The sequence below is a fragment of the Sphingobium sp. SA916 genome (genome assembly GCF_002894065.1).
Lineage (GTDB): Bacteria > Pseudomonadota > Alphaproteobacteria > Sphingomonadales > Sphingomonadaceae > Sphingobium > Sphingobium fuliginis.
Window position 1 is genome coordinate 18,480 of sequence record NZ_LXYF01000065.1, and the last position, 14,351, is coordinate 32,830.

At 66.9% G+C, this 14,351-nt stretch carries 16 protein-coding genes; 8 read left to right on the forward strand and 8 right to left on the reverse strand.

The window, feature by feature from the left end:
- Positions 1-113: 113 nt before the first annotated feature.
- Genes A8G00_RS19480 through ung form a run of 3 tightly spaced genes read right to left on the reverse strand, consistent with a single transcriptional unit; the run spans position 114 to position 1,540 of the window.
- A complete protein-coding gene (locus A8G00_RS19480; RefSeq protein WP_025552249.1) occupies positions 114-545 on the reverse strand; it encodes a DUF488 family protein in 432 nt (143 codons plus the stop codon).
- Between the two features lie 39 nt (positions 546-584).
- A complete protein-coding gene (locus A8G00_RS19485; RefSeq protein ID WP_025552251.1) occupies positions 585-848 on the reverse strand; it encodes a hypothetical protein in 264 nt (87 codons plus the stop codon).
- The gene (ung, locus tag A8G00_RS19490; RefSeq protein ID WP_061939296.1) at positions 845-1,540 is read right to left on the reverse strand and encodes a uracil-DNA glycosylase; all 696 of its coding nucleotides are present in this window, start codon (positions 1,538-1,540) and stop codon (positions 845-847) included. The genes A8G00_RS19485 and ung overlap by 4 nt, the downstream gene beginning before the upstream one ends.
- Before the next feature lie 79 nt (positions 1,541-1,619).
- Between ung and A8G00_RS19495 the strand changes: the two genes are divergently transcribed.
- From A8G00_RS19495 to A8G00_RS19505, 3 genes are all read left to right on the forward strand, one after another.
- A complete protein-coding gene (locus A8G00_RS19495; RefSeq protein WP_103001470.1) occupies positions 1,620-2,591 on the forward strand; it encodes a serine hydrolase in 972 nt (323 codons plus the stop codon).
- A 65-nt stretch (positions 2,592-2,656) separates the two neighbouring features.
- Positions 2,657-3,025, forward strand: a complete 369-nt coding sequence (locus tag A8G00_RS19500) for a DUF962 domain-containing protein (protein ID WP_103001471.1) — start codon at positions 2,657-2,659, stop codon at positions 3,023-3,025.
- A 263-nt stretch (positions 3,026-3,288) separates the two neighbouring features.
- Complete coding sequence (locus A8G00_RS19505; protein WP_103001472.1) at positions 3,289-4,344, forward strand: GNAT family N-acetyltransferase; 1,056 nt, start codon at positions 3,289-3,291, stop codon at positions 4,342-4,344.
- Here A8G00_RS19505 and A8G00_RS19510 read toward each other — a convergent pair.
- The 3 genes from A8G00_RS19510 to A8G00_RS19520 are packed head-to-tail and all read right to left on the reverse strand — an operon-like array spanning position 4,322 to position 7,558.
- The gene (locus A8G00_RS19510) at positions 4,322-5,182 is read right to left on the reverse strand and encodes a cupin-like domain-containing protein (protein ID WP_103001473.1); all 861 of its coding nucleotides are present in this window, start codon (positions 5,180-5,182) and stop codon (positions 4,322-4,324) included. The genes A8G00_RS19505 and A8G00_RS19510 overlap by 23 nt on opposite strands.
- Complete coding sequence (locus tag A8G00_RS19515) at positions 5,179-6,294, reverse strand: GNAT family N-acetyltransferase (protein ID WP_103001474.1); 1,116 nt, start codon at positions 6,292-6,294, stop codon at positions 5,179-5,181. Before A8G00_RS19515 ends, A8G00_RS19510 begins: the two co-directional genes overlap by 4 nt.
- A gap of 34 nt (positions 6,295-6,328) precedes the next feature.
- The gene (locus A8G00_RS19520) at positions 6,329-7,558 is read right to left on the reverse strand and encodes a polyhydroxyalkanoate depolymerase (protein ID WP_044662997.1); all 1,230 of its coding nucleotides are present in this window, start codon (positions 7,556-7,558) and stop codon (positions 6,329-6,331) included.
- A 125-nt stretch (positions 7,559-7,683) separates the two neighbouring features.
- Between A8G00_RS19520 and A8G00_RS19525 the strand changes: the two genes are divergently transcribed.
- On the forward strand, positions 7,684-8,340 hold the full coding sequence (locus A8G00_RS19525; protein ID WP_103001475.1) for a glutathione S-transferase: 657 nt from the start codon (positions 7,684-7,686) through the stop codon (positions 8,338-8,340).
- 51 nt (positions 8,341-8,391) lie between these two features.
- Here the strand turns inward: A8G00_RS19525 and A8G00_RS19530 are convergent, their stop codons facing one another.
- Positions 8,392-9,117 carry a glutamine amidotransferase gene (locus A8G00_RS19530; protein WP_103001479.1) on the reverse strand — a complete coding sequence of 242 codons (726 nt, stop codon included), beginning with the start codon at positions 9,115-9,117 and terminating at the stop codon, positions 8,392-8,394.
- Positions 9,118-9,188: 71 nt separating this feature from the next.
- Positions 9,189-9,428, reverse strand: coding sequence for a hypothetical protein (locus tag A8G00_RS19535; RefSeq protein WP_103001476.1), 240 nt, complete (start codon positions 9,426-9,428; stop codon positions 9,189-9,191).
- A 476-nt stretch (positions 9,429-9,904) separates the two neighbouring features.
- Here A8G00_RS19535 and A8G00_RS19540 point away from each other — a divergent pair, with 476 nt between their 5' ends.
- From A8G00_RS19540 to A8G00_RS19555, 4 genes are all read left to right on the forward strand, one after another.
- On the forward strand, positions 9,905-10,915 hold the full coding sequence (locus tag A8G00_RS19540; protein ID WP_099186370.1) for an NAD-dependent epimerase/dehydratase family protein: 1,011 nt from the start codon (positions 9,905-9,907) through the stop codon (positions 10,913-10,915).
- Between the two features lie 342 nt (positions 10,916-11,257).
- Positions 11,258-12,265: an SIS domain-containing protein gene (locus tag A8G00_RS19545; RefSeq protein ID WP_044661368.1), complete on the forward strand. Its 1,008-nt coding sequence runs from the start codon at positions 11,258-11,260 to the stop codon at positions 12,263-12,265.
- 342 nt (positions 12,266-12,607) lie between these two features.
- A complete protein-coding gene (locus A8G00_RS19550) occupies positions 12,608-13,417 on the forward strand; it encodes a 3-deoxy-manno-octulosonate cytidylyltransferase (protein WP_103001477.1) in 810 nt (269 codons plus the stop codon).
- Between the two features lie 52 nt (positions 13,418-13,469).
- Positions 13,470-14,060 carry a histidine phosphatase family protein gene (locus tag A8G00_RS19555; RefSeq protein WP_103001478.1) on the forward strand — a complete coding sequence of 197 codons (591 nt, stop codon included), beginning with the start codon at positions 13,470-13,472 and terminating at the stop codon, positions 14,058-14,060.
- Positions 14,061-14,351: the final 291 nt, after the last annotated feature.

Genomic DNA, 14,351 nt, shown 5'->3' on the forward strand with positions numbered 1-14,351 from the left:
CTCCCCTTCAGGGGAGGGGTTGGGGTGGGGGCAGGCCGTTACTCCCAGCTTTCCCTTAGGGCACGCCCCCACCCCTCAATCCCCTCCCCTGAAGGGGAGGGGAAGCGCGCTCCTCAAGGCACCAAATCCACACGCTCCGCATCCGGCATGACCGCATCGATCAGCAACGACCGGTGACAGGCCGCCGCATCCCGCTCGAAGCACAGCAGCGCCACCGCCTGCTCCTCCGCCATCTCCACCAGTTGCGCGGCCTGCACCATCGCCTCGGGCAGCTCCAACTGCCCCGCATAAATCTCCGCCAGCCGCTGGTGCTGCCCCTTGCGCGCCGCCTCCCGCCCGGCGGCGGGCGTCCCCAGCGCCTTCAACCCGACATAATCGATCCCCGCCTCGCGCAGCCCGGCGGCGAGGATATTCTTGGAAAAGCCCGGCCGTCGCGACAGCGGCACCGCCCGCACATCGGCCAGCATCGTCACGCCCGCCGCGCGCAGGGCGGCGATCACCTCGTCCTGCGTCGCGCCCTCATAACCGATGGTGAAGATTCGCATGCCCGACAGACTAGCCTGTTCCTGCGCGGCGGCAAAACGCTACTCGTTCCCCTCGGCCCGTTCCATCATCTCCATGAAGTCGCGCGCCGCGTCCCGGTCCGCCGGGTCCTCGAACGCCTCGTCCAGATCGGGCGCCGCCCCCAGCAGGAACATCAGCGACCACAGCGCAAAGCGCCGCCGCCCGTCCGTCTCCAGCCCGAAATCCACCCGCATGCGCTCCAGCCCCGCTTCCAGGGCATCAGGGGTCAGCGCGTCCACATCCCGCACCCCGAAATAGCGGTGCAACTGGTCGTCGAAATTCATGCCGCCACCGTCTCCGGCAATCCCCAGTCGATCGCCCCGCGCCCCTTCTCCTCCAGAAAGGCGTTGGCCTGCGAAAAATGCCGGCACCCCAGGAACCCGTTATGCGCCGAAAGGGGGGAGGGGTGCGCCGCCTTCAGCACCAGATGCCGGCTCCGGTCGACGAATTCCGCCTTGCGCTGGGCATAGCTGCCCCACAGCAGGAACACGACCGGCTCGCCCTGCTGGTTGACCAGCCGGATGATCGCGTCGGTAAACTGTTCCCAGCCGCGCTTCTGGTGCGACGCCGCCTTGCCCATCTCCACCGTCAGCACGCTGTTCAGCAGCAGCACGCCCTGCCGCGCCCAATGCTCCAGGAAACCGTGGCGCGGCGGCGGCAGGCCCAGGTCGCTCTGCAATTCCTTGTAGATATTGACCAGCGACGGCGGCGTCCGCACCCCCGGCTTCACCGAAAAGCACAGGCCATGCGCCTGTCCCTCGCCATGATAGGGGTCCTGCCCCAGCACCACCACCTTCACCCTGTCCAGCGGCGTCAGGTCCAGCGCCCGGAAATATTCGCTGCCCTTGGGGAAGATGCGCTTGCCCTGCGCCTTCTCCTCCTGAAGGAAGCGCTTCAGCCCCTGCATATAGGGGCTCTCGAATTCCCGCAGCAGCGGTGCGCGCCAGCTCTCGTCCAGCTTGATCGTATCGCTCATGGCCCGGCGTGATGAACCCCGCGCCGATCCGCTGTCAACAGTGCTTGCCCTTCTCCGGCAAATCGGGGAAACAGGCGGCATGCCGCGCCTTCGTACCAAGCTGATCGCCTTTCTGGGCCTGTTCCTGGCTCCGCTGCCCACCGCCGACGCCTTCGGCCCGACGCCCAATCCGGTCCAGCACAGCGCCGAATCCCGCCTGATGGCCGAATTCGCCCGTTTCGCCACGCTGACCGACGGCACGGTCGGCATCGCCGTGCGCGACCTCGGCACTGGGGAGACGCTCGCCTATAATGGCGACACGCTGTTCCCGATGGCCAGCACCTACAAGGTGGCGGTCACGGCCAAGATCCTCTCGCTGCTGGACGCGGGCAGCCTCAGCCTCGACGAACCGCTCATGCGCCTCGGCCGCCCGCTGCCGGTGCGCACCCTGATCGACATGAGCCTGACGCTCAGCGACAATGAGGCGACCGACGCCCTCGTCGCCCGCGCCGGCGGGCCGCAGGCGGTCAACGACTGGGTCCGCGCCGCCGGGATCAGGGGGCTGCGCGTCGACAGCAACACCCGCGACCTGCTCGCCCGCGCCAAGGTGACGGGCATTGGCTTCGGCGATGAAGCCGCGATGGAATCCGGCCTCTCCGCCAGCCAGCGCGACGCCCGCGACATGCCCAATATCGGCTTCGCCGCCGACCCGCGCGACACCGCCACGCCGCGGGCGATGGACGACCTGCTCGCCGCGATCCGCCTGGGCAGGGTGCTGCGGCCCCAGACGACCGCGCTGATGCTGTCGGTCATGGAACGCTGCAAGACCGGCAAGGCCCGGCTGCGCGCCATGCTGCCGCCGGGCACCCGCATCGCGCACAAGACGGGGACGCTGAACGGCCTCGGCAACGACGCGGGCATCGTCACGCTGCCCGATGGCCGCATGTTCGTCATCTCGGTCTTCGTGATGAAGGACCATATGGGCCATGAACTGCGCGACCGCATCATGGCCGAAGCGGCGCGGGCGGCCTATGATTATTTCCTGTTCGCCCCCGATCGGCACACGGCCTGACGCATCCATCTTAACTTCCATCCCGTTTCCCGATAGGCTTGCGGACACAGGCAGGAGGGGATGCGATGGACGACAAGACGGCGGCGTTCCGCGACTTTTGGCCCTATTATCTCCAGGAACATGCCCATGCGGGCACGCGGGCGATGCACTATGCCGGCACCAGCCTGGTCGTGCTGCTGGTCGCCGCGCTGCCGGTCGCGGGAAGCTGGTGGATGATCCCCGCCGTGCCCCTCGCCGGCTATGGCTTCGCCTGGATCGGCCACAGCCTGATCGAACATAACCGCCCCGCGACCTTCCGCTATCCCTTCTGGTCGCTGCGGGCCGATTTCGTGATGTGGTTTCGCTTCCTGACGGGGAAAATGGGCCGCGACCTCAAACGCGCGGGCGTCCGCCCCGATGGCTCGGTCGACCCCGCATTGCGCCGCGAATTGTGATGGTCCCGACCGGTTTGGGTGGATTGCGGACATTCCCCCTCCCGCAGGCGGGAGGGGGCTAGGGGGTGGGCTGGCGCGACATCTGCGCTGTTTTGCAACGGCTAAGTCAGAAGCTCGCTTCGCTCGCGCCCACCCCTAACCCCTCCCGCCTGCGGGAGGGGAATGTCTTGGATTGGCCATTCCCCACCTTCCCCACCTGCCCATACAGCTTGAGGTGCTGCAAGCTTGACCCCCACCGCCGCTCTGCCAAAAGGGGCCTCGCAATGGCCCTCACCGCCCACTTCACCCGCCTGCCCGACCTCGCGAGCCTCGCCCCCCGCTGGCAGGCGCTGGAGTCCCGCGCCGCCGCCAGCTTCTTCCTCGGCTGGACCTGGATCGGCGCCTGGCTGGAAAGCTACGCCGTCCGCCCCGAACTGCTCGCCGTCACCGACGCGCAGGGTCAGGACGTCGCGCTCGCCCTCTTCGGCCATGCCCTGCAACCCCGCCTGCTGGGCCGCAGCGCCACTCTGTCGCTCAACCAGTCCGGCCACCCCGGCGCCGACCGCCCCTTCATCGAATATAACGGCCTGCTCGCCGCAAAGGGCAGGGAAGGGGAGGCGACACGGGCCGTCCTCCAGGCCCTGCAAAACCGCAACGACTGGCGCACCCTCCGCCTGGACGGCATCGCCCCCGACTCGCCGCTCCTGACAATCCCCGCCCGCCGCAAGACCCGCCTCGACCGCTCCCCGGTCTATCAGGTCGACCTCGCCGCCGTCCGCGCCGCCGACTATCTGTCGCTGCTCAGTTCCAACAGCCGCGCCCAGATCCGCCGCGCCCTCAAGGACCATGGCGGCGCGCTCCCGGCCATCGCCAAAGCCGCCCCAGCGGACATCGTCCCATGGCTGGACGAAATGCGGTCCCTCAACACCGGCCGCCACGCCGACAATGCCTGGGACGACCCCGCCTTCCGCCGCTTCGCCGCCACCCTCGCAAACCGCGACGAAAAGGTCGAACTGCTGCGCCTGACCGACAGCGGCGGAACCGTCGGCCTGCTCCTCAACGTCCTTCACGACGGCACAGCGATGAACTACCAGTCCGCCTTCGCCGCCCCCCGCGCCCCGAAGGACAAGCCCGGCCTGCTCTGCCACGCCGCCGCCGTCGCCCATTATGCGGAACGCGGCCTCGCGCTCTACTCGCTGCTCGCGGGCAAGGACCGCTACAAGCAGAGCCTCGCCACCCGCGAGGAAGCCCTTGAATGGTGGCAGGTCGACCGCTTCAGCCCCCGCCTCGAAGCCGAAGCAGCCTTGCGCAAAATCCTCAGACGCCCAGCTTCCGCATGATCCGATAGGCGATCCGCCGCGCGCCCTGCGCCTCCGGCCGCGCCCCGATCCGCCCGACCGGCAGCCCGCGCCGCCGCAGCAGCGCGTTCAGGCTGTGCAACTCGCCCTCCGCCACGCTCCGCTCCGACCGCCACGTCACCGACAGGCTGACCGAAACGACAGGGCCATTCTCCACGAAATGCGGCGCCTTGACCGGGACATGGATCGCATCGCCCGGCAACAGCGTCACCGCCATGCCCCGCTCGCGAAACCCGTCCCGCCAGTCCAGATTGCGATGCCCGCCCGCATGGAACGCCTCGCTCTGCACCGCCGGCACCAGTTCCTCGTCGCCCGCCGGAAAGACCGTCATCGTCTTCTCGCCCCGGATCTGGAGCAGGATATTATGCTCCGGGTCCATGTGGAACGGCGTCACGCTGCCGGGCGAGGACAGGAAGATGAACGCCTCCCGATGCAGCATCGGCCCGGTCTCCCGCTCCACCAGCGGCGCCAGTTCCGCCAGCGCCCGGTCGAGCAGCGCGCCATAGGCCGCGTCCCGCTCGACATTCTTCAGCACCGCCCAACTGCCGTTGGTCTCGATCGTCCGGATCGTCTCGCCCAGCGTCAGCCCGTTGGACGGCGTATCCTCCGCCCGCACCCCCAAAGGCAGCTTCCCCAGATTATACTCGACCGAAGCAGCGGGCATCCGCTCCGCCAGCCCGGCCAGAGCCTCCAGCGTCAGCAGTGCATGCCCCGCCAGCCCATGGCTCAACTTCGCCGCCCTGTCCGGATAAGCCGCCGCGAAGGCCGCCCGCGCCTCTTCCGGAAACACCGCCGCCTCGATGGCGCTCACCGCGTTCATATCTGCCCCTTCAACCTCTGCCCCAGCGCCTCGACGCCATTGGCCAGCGCAAAGGCGACGCTTCGCCCGGCGCCCCGCAGCGCGATGCGATATTGCGTGATCGTCCGCCGCTCGCCCCACAGGCTGTCGATCATCGGATGGTCCGCCGCCGCGCAGCTATCCATCCAGCCGATGGCGGGATCGCCCAGCACCGCCTGCAAATTGGCGATCTCGATCAGCACCCCCGGCGAAAAGCGCCCCAGCGCCTCGTCAAAGGCGATCTTGAACGAAAAGGCCCCTTCGCCATGCCGGAAATTGACCAGCATCGCGATCGCCCGCCCATCCAGGTCCATGCGCAGGAAATGCAGCCGCCCGTTCTCGAAAGCCGCCGCGCAGGCCGCCCGGAAGAAAGCCGCATCCTCATCCCTGCAGGCCAGCGCCGATCCTTCCGCCCCCTTCCAGCCCGCGGTCTCCAGCGCCAGAAATTCCCCGCACCACGCGGCCAGCTCCGCCCCGTCGACCAGCAGCCGGCTCTCCACCGTGCCCAGTTCGGCCAGCCGCTTCTGCAGGCGCCGCAATTCCTTGCGCTTCTTGGCCCGCACATTGGTTTCCCAATAGGCGTCCGCGTCCAGTTCCGACCGCAGCATCGCCCGGTCGTACCGATGCACCTCCCGCCGCCCGCGCCGCTGCTCGACGCACAGCGCCTCCAGCGCCGCCGCATTCGCCCCCGCCGCGTCCAGCCCCCGCAGATGCAGGAAGCCCGGCGCCCAGTCCGCCTCGTCCAGCTGCTCCAGCAGTCCCCGCCACGCCGCCACTTCCTCGCCCCGCCGGATCAGCGGCGCGCCAAAGAAGCAATGATCGTGCATCCAGTTGGTGACGCAGCGCAGCGGCAACCGCCCATGCCGCGCCGCGACGACCACGGGCATCAGCCCGATCAGTTCCCCGTCCCGCTGCGCCTCCAGCATGCGCACGGCGGTGCAGCCCGCCAGATGGTCCAGCGCCGCACACAGCATGTCGGGCATGTAGAAGGCATTGGCCTCCGCCGCCGCGTCCGCCAGCGCGGCCCAGCGCGCCCGCTGCACCGGCGCATAGGCGCGCGCATGCGCCATTGCGGGATGGGAAGCCATGTCCATGCCCCGGCCATATCCGCCAATGATTAGGGAAAGGCTAACCCGCGTTCATCGCCAGGATCATGTTCCGCACCTGCGGATAGACCTGCTTTTCCCATTTGCTGCCGGAAAAGACGCCATAATGGCCGACGCCCGGCTGCAGGTGATGGCGTTTCAGATGCGGGCGCAGGCCCGTGCAGAGCGCATGGGCGGCCGCGGTCTGGCCCACGGCGCAGACGTCGTCCTTTTCCCCTTCGACCGTCAGCAGCGCCGTCTTGTGGATGGCGCCCGGATTGACCTTCCGCCCGCGATAGGTGAGTTCGCCCTTGGCCAGCAGCGTCCGCTGGAACACCTTGTCCACCGTTTCCAGATAAAATTCCGCCGTCATGTCGAGCACGGCGAAATATTCCTCGTAAAAGGTCTTTATCTTGTCCGCCTCGACCTGCCTGCCGTCGGCCAGCAGCTGGTAAAGCTCGCGGTGCGCGGCGCCATGCCGGTCCATGTTCATCGACATGAAGGCGGAAAGCTGGAGGAAGCCGGGATAGACCCGCCGGCCGCGCCCGGCATAGCGCATCGGCACCAGGCTGATCAGATTTTCCTCGAACCATTTGATCGACTGCTCATTGGCCAGTTCGTTGACGACCGTGGGCGCGGCGCGCGTGTCGATCGGCCCGCCCATCAGCGTCATGGAGCGCGGCGTCGCCGGGTCCTTGTCCTCCGACATGATCGACACCGCCGCCATGGCGGGCACGCAGGGCTGGCACACCGAAACCAGATGCGATCCCGGCCCGATTTCCTGCATGAAGGTCATGATGTAGTCGACATAATCGTCGAATCCGAAGCGCCCGGCGCTCAGCGGCACGTCCCGGGCGTTCTTCCAGTCGGTGATGTACACGTCATGGTCGCGCAGCAGCGTCTGGACGGTGTTGCGCAGCAGGGTCGAGAAATGGCCCGACATGGGGGCAACCACCAGCACCCTGGGCTGCGGCGTTTCGACATCGTCCTTCGCGAAGTGCAGCAGGTTGCCGAAGGGCAGGTCCAGCGCCACCTCTTCCCGCACGGCGACCACCGCATTGCCGCTATGCACCTCCGTTATGCCATAGGCCGGCCGGCGATGCGTCAGCTTCGCGCCCTGGAACACGTCCATCAGCGCGAACATGCGGCGGGGCATGGCCCAATCCGCCACCGGTCCCATCTTGTCCTTGAAGGAGAGAGCGATCTGAGCACCGAAGCGCGCAGGGGCCATCATGTCGTTCCAGGCCTGATAGCCGCTATATAGCATCATCATCTTGCTCAAACGCGTCCTAAGCTCTTTCGGTGCCGATTCGGTCCCATGCCGGACCGTTATACAGGTTTTGCATATTGCACCGCATCATGATTGATGAAACATAGGGATGAAGCGGGAGGAACGCCATGGCCGACGCCGAACTCACCATTTCCAGCAAGACTTATTCGTCCTGGTCCCTGCGCGGATGGCTGTTGTGCCGCATGGCCGGGCTGAAGGTCGTGGAAAAGACGATTGCGCTCGACGATCCCGAAAACCGGGCGGAATTGCTGCTTCTGTCGCCGTCCGTGCTGGTGCCCCGCCTGACCCATGAGGGGGCGGGCGTGTGGGATACGCTCGCCATTGCGGAATATCTGCATGAACTCTATCCGCACGCCGGCCTTTATCCCGCGGAGCGGATCGCGCGGGCGCACTGCCGTTCGGTTTCGGGCGAAATCCACTCCGGCTTCATCAACCTGCGCTCGGCCCTGCCCATGAACCTGAAGGTGCGGCACGAAAAGTTCCCGGTCTTTTCCGGGGCCAAGCAGGACATCGAGCGGATCGAGGAAATCTGGACCGAATGCCTCGGCGCCTATGGCGGACCCTGGCTGTTCGGGGAAAGGCCGACCGTGGCCGATGCGATGTTCGCCCCCGTGGCGCAGCGTTTCCTGACCTATGCCGTGGCGCTGTCCGGGCGGTCGGCCGCCTATTGCAACTGGAGCAACGACTGGGACCTGATGCGCGAGTGGATCGACGCCGCCCGCGGGGAGAAGGATGAGGTCGAGGAACTGGAAGTCGAATTTTAGGGCGCGCTGCGTTCAATCCTATGCAGGCCGCGCGCTCTCATTTGCAGGCCGTCATGGCCTGAATGCCGATCGGTCCTGGTTCCCGATTCCGCTCAACCACTCGCCGATCATCGCGCGCCCGGCAGCGACGGCTGCGGGGCCATGGTCGGCATGGTCCTGCCGAAGGGCAGTGCCGCATTGCTTCGCTATGTCGAGATCGGCCCAGAAATGCGTGAGCCAATCCTCGAAACGCGGGTCTTCGCCCATTTCCGCGTGGAACTGCAACGCCAGCAGGTTGGGGCCGCGGCGAAAGGCCTGATGGGCATAGTTTTCGGTCGACGCCAGCAGCTCGACCCCGGTCGGCATGTCGAAAGTGTCGCTGTGCCAGTGGAGGACGGGCACGCCGTCCAGATGGCGCAGCGGGGATGCCGCGCCCGCCTCGTTCAGCATGACCGGCGCGAATCCCAACTCCATCCGCCCGCCAGGATAGACGGGCGCGCCGAGCGCTGCGGCGATCATCTGGCTGCCCAGGCAGACGCCAAGGGTCGGCAGGTCCTGCTCCAGCCGGGCGGACAGCTTTTCGATCTGGAGCGGAATCCAGGGGTGCAGGTCCTGCTCATAGACGCCCATCGGGCCGCCCATCATGATCAACAGGTCCGGGGTGCAGAGGTCGACATCGGCAAAGTCGGGGCTGGCGACGTCGATCCGTTCGATCGCATAGCCCGCGGCCTCGATCGGCTGGAGATAGCCTGCCGCTCCCTCCCGCGGCACATGTCGGACGATCAGCGCTTTCTTCATCTCCACCATGCTGGTAGCCAAAGAGAACATGGCCTGCCACCCCAGCCTTTCTTGGGTTTTTGAAATGAGGGCTATTGGCGGGCGATGCGCATCAACGCGATCGCGCCTATGCCGAGCCAGATGATGTTGAGCACCATGGAGGGGATGGCGCCGTGCCACCATGTGTTGAGGATGAACAGCGTCGAACCCAGGGCGTTCATCCCTTGGAACAGGGCCGACTTGCCGGACACATGCCCGCTCGACACGAGCAGATAGGCGCCCAACACCAGCAACGCGCCCAGCCATCCGGCGATTTCGACAAGGATCGGCAATCCATCCCCCGGGAAAAGGGATGGTCTAGCTTGCCGAAGGCGGACCTGAATAGTGGTTCTGGATCATCTGGGCTCGATCCAGGCAAGTCGTGCGTCTGCAAGGGCCGGTCCCAGTCCCGCCCTTATGCAGTCCCACCCTCATGCAATATCCCATCTGGCCGGGGCTACCGGACGACAATGCTTCCCCTCCCCTTCAGGGGAGGGGACCGAGGGGTGGGGGCGTGCCCCACGCGCAAACTCAGCCTGTAGAGGCACTCCCCCCACCCCAACCCTTCAAACGAGTCACGTGCCTCGTTTGACCCTGAAGGGGAGGGGCTTGATGGCAGGAAACCACCCATTTCCGCCAGCCCATCCGCATCCCAACCCGGCAATTTTTAGGGACTAACACGGAGCTTCTGGGGAAAGCCCTTTACATCGCCTCCCGGATTGTCTGTGAAAGACTCCAGCGCCAAGGCAAGGACAGGAACCCGCAGCCCATGACAATCCTCGTGACCGGCGCCGCCGGCTTCATCGGCATGGCCGTCGCGGACCGTCTTCTGTCCGAAGGCCGGGCCGTCTTCGGCATCGACAATATGAACGACTATTACCCCGTCTCGCTGAAGCGGGACCGGATCGCCGCCCTGCACGATCGCCATGGCGGCCTGTTCACCTTCGCGGAGCTGGACTTCGCCGACATGGACGCGCTCCAGGCGGCGCTGCACGACCATCCCGTCGACGCGATCGTCCATCTGGGCGCGCAGGCGGGCGTGCGCTATTCGCTGATCAACCCGCACGCCTATGTCCGCTCCAACCTCGCGGGCCATGTCAACATGCTGGAAGTGGCGCGGGAAAGGCGGGTGCGGCATCTGGTCTACGCCTCTTCCTCCTCGGTCTATGGCGGCAACGACACGCTGCCCTTCCGGGTCGAGGACCGCGCCGACCACCCCGTCTCGCTCTATGCCGCGACCAAGCGCGCCGACGAGCTGATGAGCGAGACCTACGCCCATCTCTTCCGCATTCCCATGACGGGCCTGCGATTCTTCACCGTCTACGGCCCCTGGGGCCGCCCCGACATGGCGATGTGGATCTTCACCTCGAAAATCCTCTCGGGCCAGCCGATCCCCGTCTTCAACCACGGCCGGATGCAGCGCGACTTCACCTATATAGACGACATCGTCAGCGGCGTGATCGGCTGCCTCGACCATGCGCCGGAAGATGACGGCGCGCCCAAGGCGGGGGGCAGCCGCTCGCCCCACCGGCTCTACAATATCGGCAACAACCGCCCCGAGGAGTTGATGCACCTCATCTCCGTCCTGGAGGAAGCCTGCGGCCGCAAGGCGGAGATCGACTTCCAGCCGATGCAGCCGGGCGACGTGCCGGCGACCTTCGCGGACATCAGCGCCATCGCGCAGGACATCGGCTTCGCGCCGACCACCGGGATCGAACTGGGGGTGCCCCGCTTCGTCGACTGGTACCGCGCCTATCATGGTGGGGCGGCAGGCGCATAAACGGCGTCCTTTACAGGTTTATCCCCTGACCGTGGCGCAATGCAGCACGGCGCCCCACAACCGCTTCCCTCGTAAAAGGTTCCGCCATCCGCCGATATTATTCGGCGGTTCATCGCTTTTTCATCCATTGTGGCGTTAATGGCGCGGAAATCATCATTCGCGCTTGCGAAATCGATTGCCAATACTAGGGGAAGACGCTTATCCCCGGCAGCCGGGTGCCGGTCGTTTCGACCGGTCGGGTCGCGGAACGAGGTAAGGACGGAACACCCTGGGACGGTGGATCGTCGCCGCTGTCGTCAGTCGGAAAAAGCCGGCGGCGGCGGTGGAAAAAAGGGCTTACGCGTGTCGACAGTAACGAAGATCGTGCCATTCGGCTCAGGCGGGCGCATTGCGGAAACCGCGCGCCGGACATTGTCCATCGCGGCCGAAGGGCTGAGCGCTCTCGAAAACCAGTTCAACGACCGGGAATTTTCGGCGACCTTCCTGCGGCTGGTCGGCATCATCATGAATGTGCGCGGCCGCCTGATCGTCACCGGCATGGGCAAGAGCGGCATCGTCGCGCGCAAGATGACGGCGACGCTCACCTCGACCGGCACGCCCGCCATCTTCCTGCACCCCGCCGACGCGGGCCATGGCGACCTGGGCATGGTCACGCCGGACGACGTCGTGCTGATGCTGTCCCATTCGGGCGAATCCAACGAACTCGGCCCGATCATCCAATATTGCAAGCGCTTCGCCATCCCCCTGCTGGGCATGACCGCGCGCAAGCGCAGCACGGTCGCGGCGGCGTCCGACATCTGCATCCTGATGCCCGACGTGAAGGAAGCGTGCCCCAATTCGCTCGCGCCCACCACCTCCACCACGATCCAGATGGCCTTCGGGGACGCGCTCGCCATCGCGCTCATGGAAATGCGCGGCTTCTCGGCGGACGACTTCCATAAATTCCATCCCAATGGCCGGCTCGGCGCGCAGCTCGTCAAGGTGCGCGAACTCATGGCCTCGGGCGGCGACGTGCCCCGCGTGGAGGAGGACGCCTCGCTGCTCGACGCCACCATCGAAATGACCCGCGCCCGGCTTGGCGGCACGGCGGTGGTCAACGGCAAGGGCGAACTGATCGGCGCCTTCACCGACGGCGACCTGCGCCGCACCGTCACCGGCACCCGCCACATGAACGAGCCGGTCGGCCGCTACATGACGGTCAGGCCCGTGTCGGTCGGCCCGGAAGAACTGGCTTCCGAAGCGCTCCGCCTGATGCACGACCATAATATCACGCTCCTCTTCGTCTGCGAAAAGGACCGCCTGGTCGGCGCGCTCCACATGCACGACCTCCTCCACGCGGGCGTCGCCTGAGCGCCATTCGCCCCAGGGACGACCGCACTCCCGCAAAGGCGGAAGCCGGGGCGGGCAAATTCGGGGTTCTTCAGCCTGATCGATTTGGGTGGAAAGCCGCCATTAAGCCCCTCCCCTTCAGGGGAGGGGTTGGGGTGGGGGCGTGCCTCTACAGGCTGAGTTTGCGCGTGGGGCACGCCCCCACCCTTGAAGGGGAGGGCAACACCCCGCGTCCGCTCCTGGCCATGTTCCCCATCCCGATCCGTCCCCCATCCCGATCCGTCCACCCAGCCCGGTCCCGCCCCCTGACCGCCTTTCCGCACATGCCCCTTCACGCAGCTCCTCAACGGCATTGCTCCTGAAATGACCCCGCCCACCCTCATCGTCATCCCCGCCCGCGCCGGCTCCTCCCGCCTCCCGCGCAAGCCGCTGCGCCTGATCGCAGGCCGCACGCTGCTGCACCGGACCATCGCCATGGCCCGCGCCGCCACGACCGGCCTCTCCGACGTCCAGCTGCTCGTCGCCACCGACGACGAGGAAATCGCCGCCCACGCCCGCGCCGCGGGCTGCGACGCCGCCCTGACCGACAGCGCCATCGCCACCGGTTCCGGCCGCGCCCTCGCCGCCGCCCGCCAGTGCGACAGCCAACCCCGCTTCATCGTCAACCTCCAGGGCGACAGCCCCTTCCAGCCCCAGGACGCCCTCCGCGCCGTCATCGCCGCGCTGGAATCCGGCGCACAGGTCGCCACCCCCGTCATCGCCCTCGACTGGCCCGCGCTCGACGCCCTGCGCGACCACAAGACCCGCTCGCCCTTCAGCGGCACCACCTGCGCCCGCGCGCCCGACGGCCGCGCCCTCTGGTTCTCGAAGACCATCATCCCCGCCATCCGCAATGAGGACGCCCTGCGCCAAAGCCAGCCGCTTTCCCCAGTCTGGCGCCATGTCGGCCTCTACGGCTACACGCTCGCAGCCCTTACCCGCTTCGAAGCCACGCCCCCCACGGCGCTCGAAAATCTGGAAGGCCTCGAACAGCTCCGCCTGCTCGAACTCGGCATCCCCATCACCACCGTCCCGGTATCCCCGCCGGTCTTCGACAGCTCCGGCATCGACACCGAAGCCGACATCGCCCGTGTCGAGGCGCTGATCGCCGCCCATGGCGACCCCACCCCCTGATCCTCAACATCTTCCGTTCGTTTCGAGCGAAGTCGGGAAACATCATCAGTCCATGCGCCGCATCTTCATCATCCGCCACGGCAACACCTTCGAAAGCAGCGCGCAGGCCCGCCGCATCGGCGCGCGCACCGACATTCCGCTGGTGGAAAGCGGCCATGCCCAGGCCGACCGCCTCGGCGTCTGGTTCGCGGCGCAGAACTTGCCGATCCGCCGCCTCCACAGCAGCCCGCTCCTCCGCGCCCGGCAGACCGCCGCCAGCATCGCCGCCGCCACCGGCCACGCCAGCGACGGCTCCCTTCCCTGGCTCAACGAGATCGACCACGGCCCCGACGAAGGCCAACCCGAAGCGCAGGTCCTGACCCGCCTCGGCCCCCAGGCCCTAGCCGCCTGGGACGAACAGGGCATCCCCCCCAAGGACTGGAAAGTCGACGCCGAACCGCGCATCGCCGCCTGGAAGCAATGGTTCGCGCAAGCAGGGGAGGGCGCCGACCTCCTCATCACCAGCAACGGCGCCGCCCGCTTCGCGCTCCTTGCGCTAGGCCTGCCGCTCGCCGACCTCAAACTCCGCACCGGCGCCTTCGGCGAACTGACGGTGGGGGGAGGGGGCGAGGTCGATCTCATCCGGTGGGACGTCCGCCCATAACCGCCGCCGAAAGCCCAAAACGACAACCAACGGCAGTCAGCAAACCCCATTATCCCTCTCCCTCAAGGGAGAGGGCTGCGCAGACTTGGCAGCTTGCTGCCTAGTCGTAGCTGGGTGAGGGGGATGCGATCCAACGGATCGCGCGGGCCACAGGCCCGCCCCCTTCATCCAACTCCGCCCAGGCTCCTTACGTCGCCCAAGCTCCTTACGTCGCCCAAGCTCCTTACGTCGCCCAAGCTCCTTACGTCGCCCAAGCTCCTTACGTCGCCCAAGCTCCTTACGTCGCCCAAG

Excerpts from the sequence above, each read along its gene's own strand:
- A8G00_RS19550 (WP_103001477.1), top strand. The coding sequence starts at position 12,608 with ATGACCCCGCCCACCCTCATCGTCATCCCCGCCCGCGCCGGCTCCTCC.
- A8G00_RS19510 (WP_103001473.1), bottom strand. The coding sequence starts at position 5,182 with ATGAACGCGGTGAGCGCCATCGAGGCGGCGGTGTTTCCGGAAGAGGCG.
- ung (WP_061939296.1), bottom strand. The coding sequence starts at position 1,540 with ATGAGCGATACGATCAAGCTGGACGAGAGCTGGCGCGCACCGCTGCTG.
- A8G00_RS19500 (WP_103001471.1), top strand. The coding sequence starts at position 2,657 with ATGGACGACAAGACGGCGGCGTTCCGCGACTTTTGGCCCTATTATCTC.
- A8G00_RS19485 (WP_025552251.1), bottom strand. The coding sequence starts at position 848 with ATGAATTTCGACGACCAGTTGCACCGCTATTTCGGGGTGCGGGATGTG.
- A8G00_RS19495 (WP_103001470.1), top strand. The coding sequence starts at position 1,620 with ATGCCGCGCCTTCGTACCAAGCTGATCGCCTTTCTGGGCCTGTTCCTG.
- A8G00_RS19520 (WP_044662997.1), bottom strand. The coding sequence starts at position 7,558 with ATGATGATGCTATATAGCGGCTATCAGGCCTGGAACGACATGATGGCC.
- A8G00_RS19505 (WP_103001472.1), top strand. The coding sequence starts at position 3,289 with ATGGCCCTCACCGCCCACTTCACCCGCCTGCCCGACCTCGCGAGCCTC.
- A8G00_RS19530 (WP_103001479.1), bottom strand. The coding sequence starts at position 9,117 with ATGAAGAAAGCGCTGATCGTCCGACATGTGCCGCGGGAGGGAGCGGCA.
- A8G00_RS19515 (WP_103001474.1), bottom strand. The coding sequence starts at position 6,294 with ATGGACATGGCTTCCCATCCCGCAATGGCGCATGCGCGCGCCTATGCG.
- A8G00_RS19480 (WP_025552249.1), bottom strand. The coding sequence starts at position 545 with ATGCGAATCTTCACCATCGGTTATGAGGGCGCGACGCAGGACGAGGTG.
- A8G00_RS19555 (WP_103001478.1), top strand. The coding sequence starts at position 13,470 with ATGCGCCGCATCTTCATCATCCGCCACGGCAACACCTTCGAAAGCAGC.
- A8G00_RS19540 (WP_099186370.1), top strand. The coding sequence starts at position 9,905 with ATGACAATCCTCGTGACCGGCGCCGCCGGCTTCATCGGCATGGCCGTC.
- A8G00_RS19525 (WP_103001475.1), top strand. The coding sequence starts at position 7,684 with ATGGCCGACGCCGAACTCACCATTTCCAGCAAGACTTATTCGTCCTGG.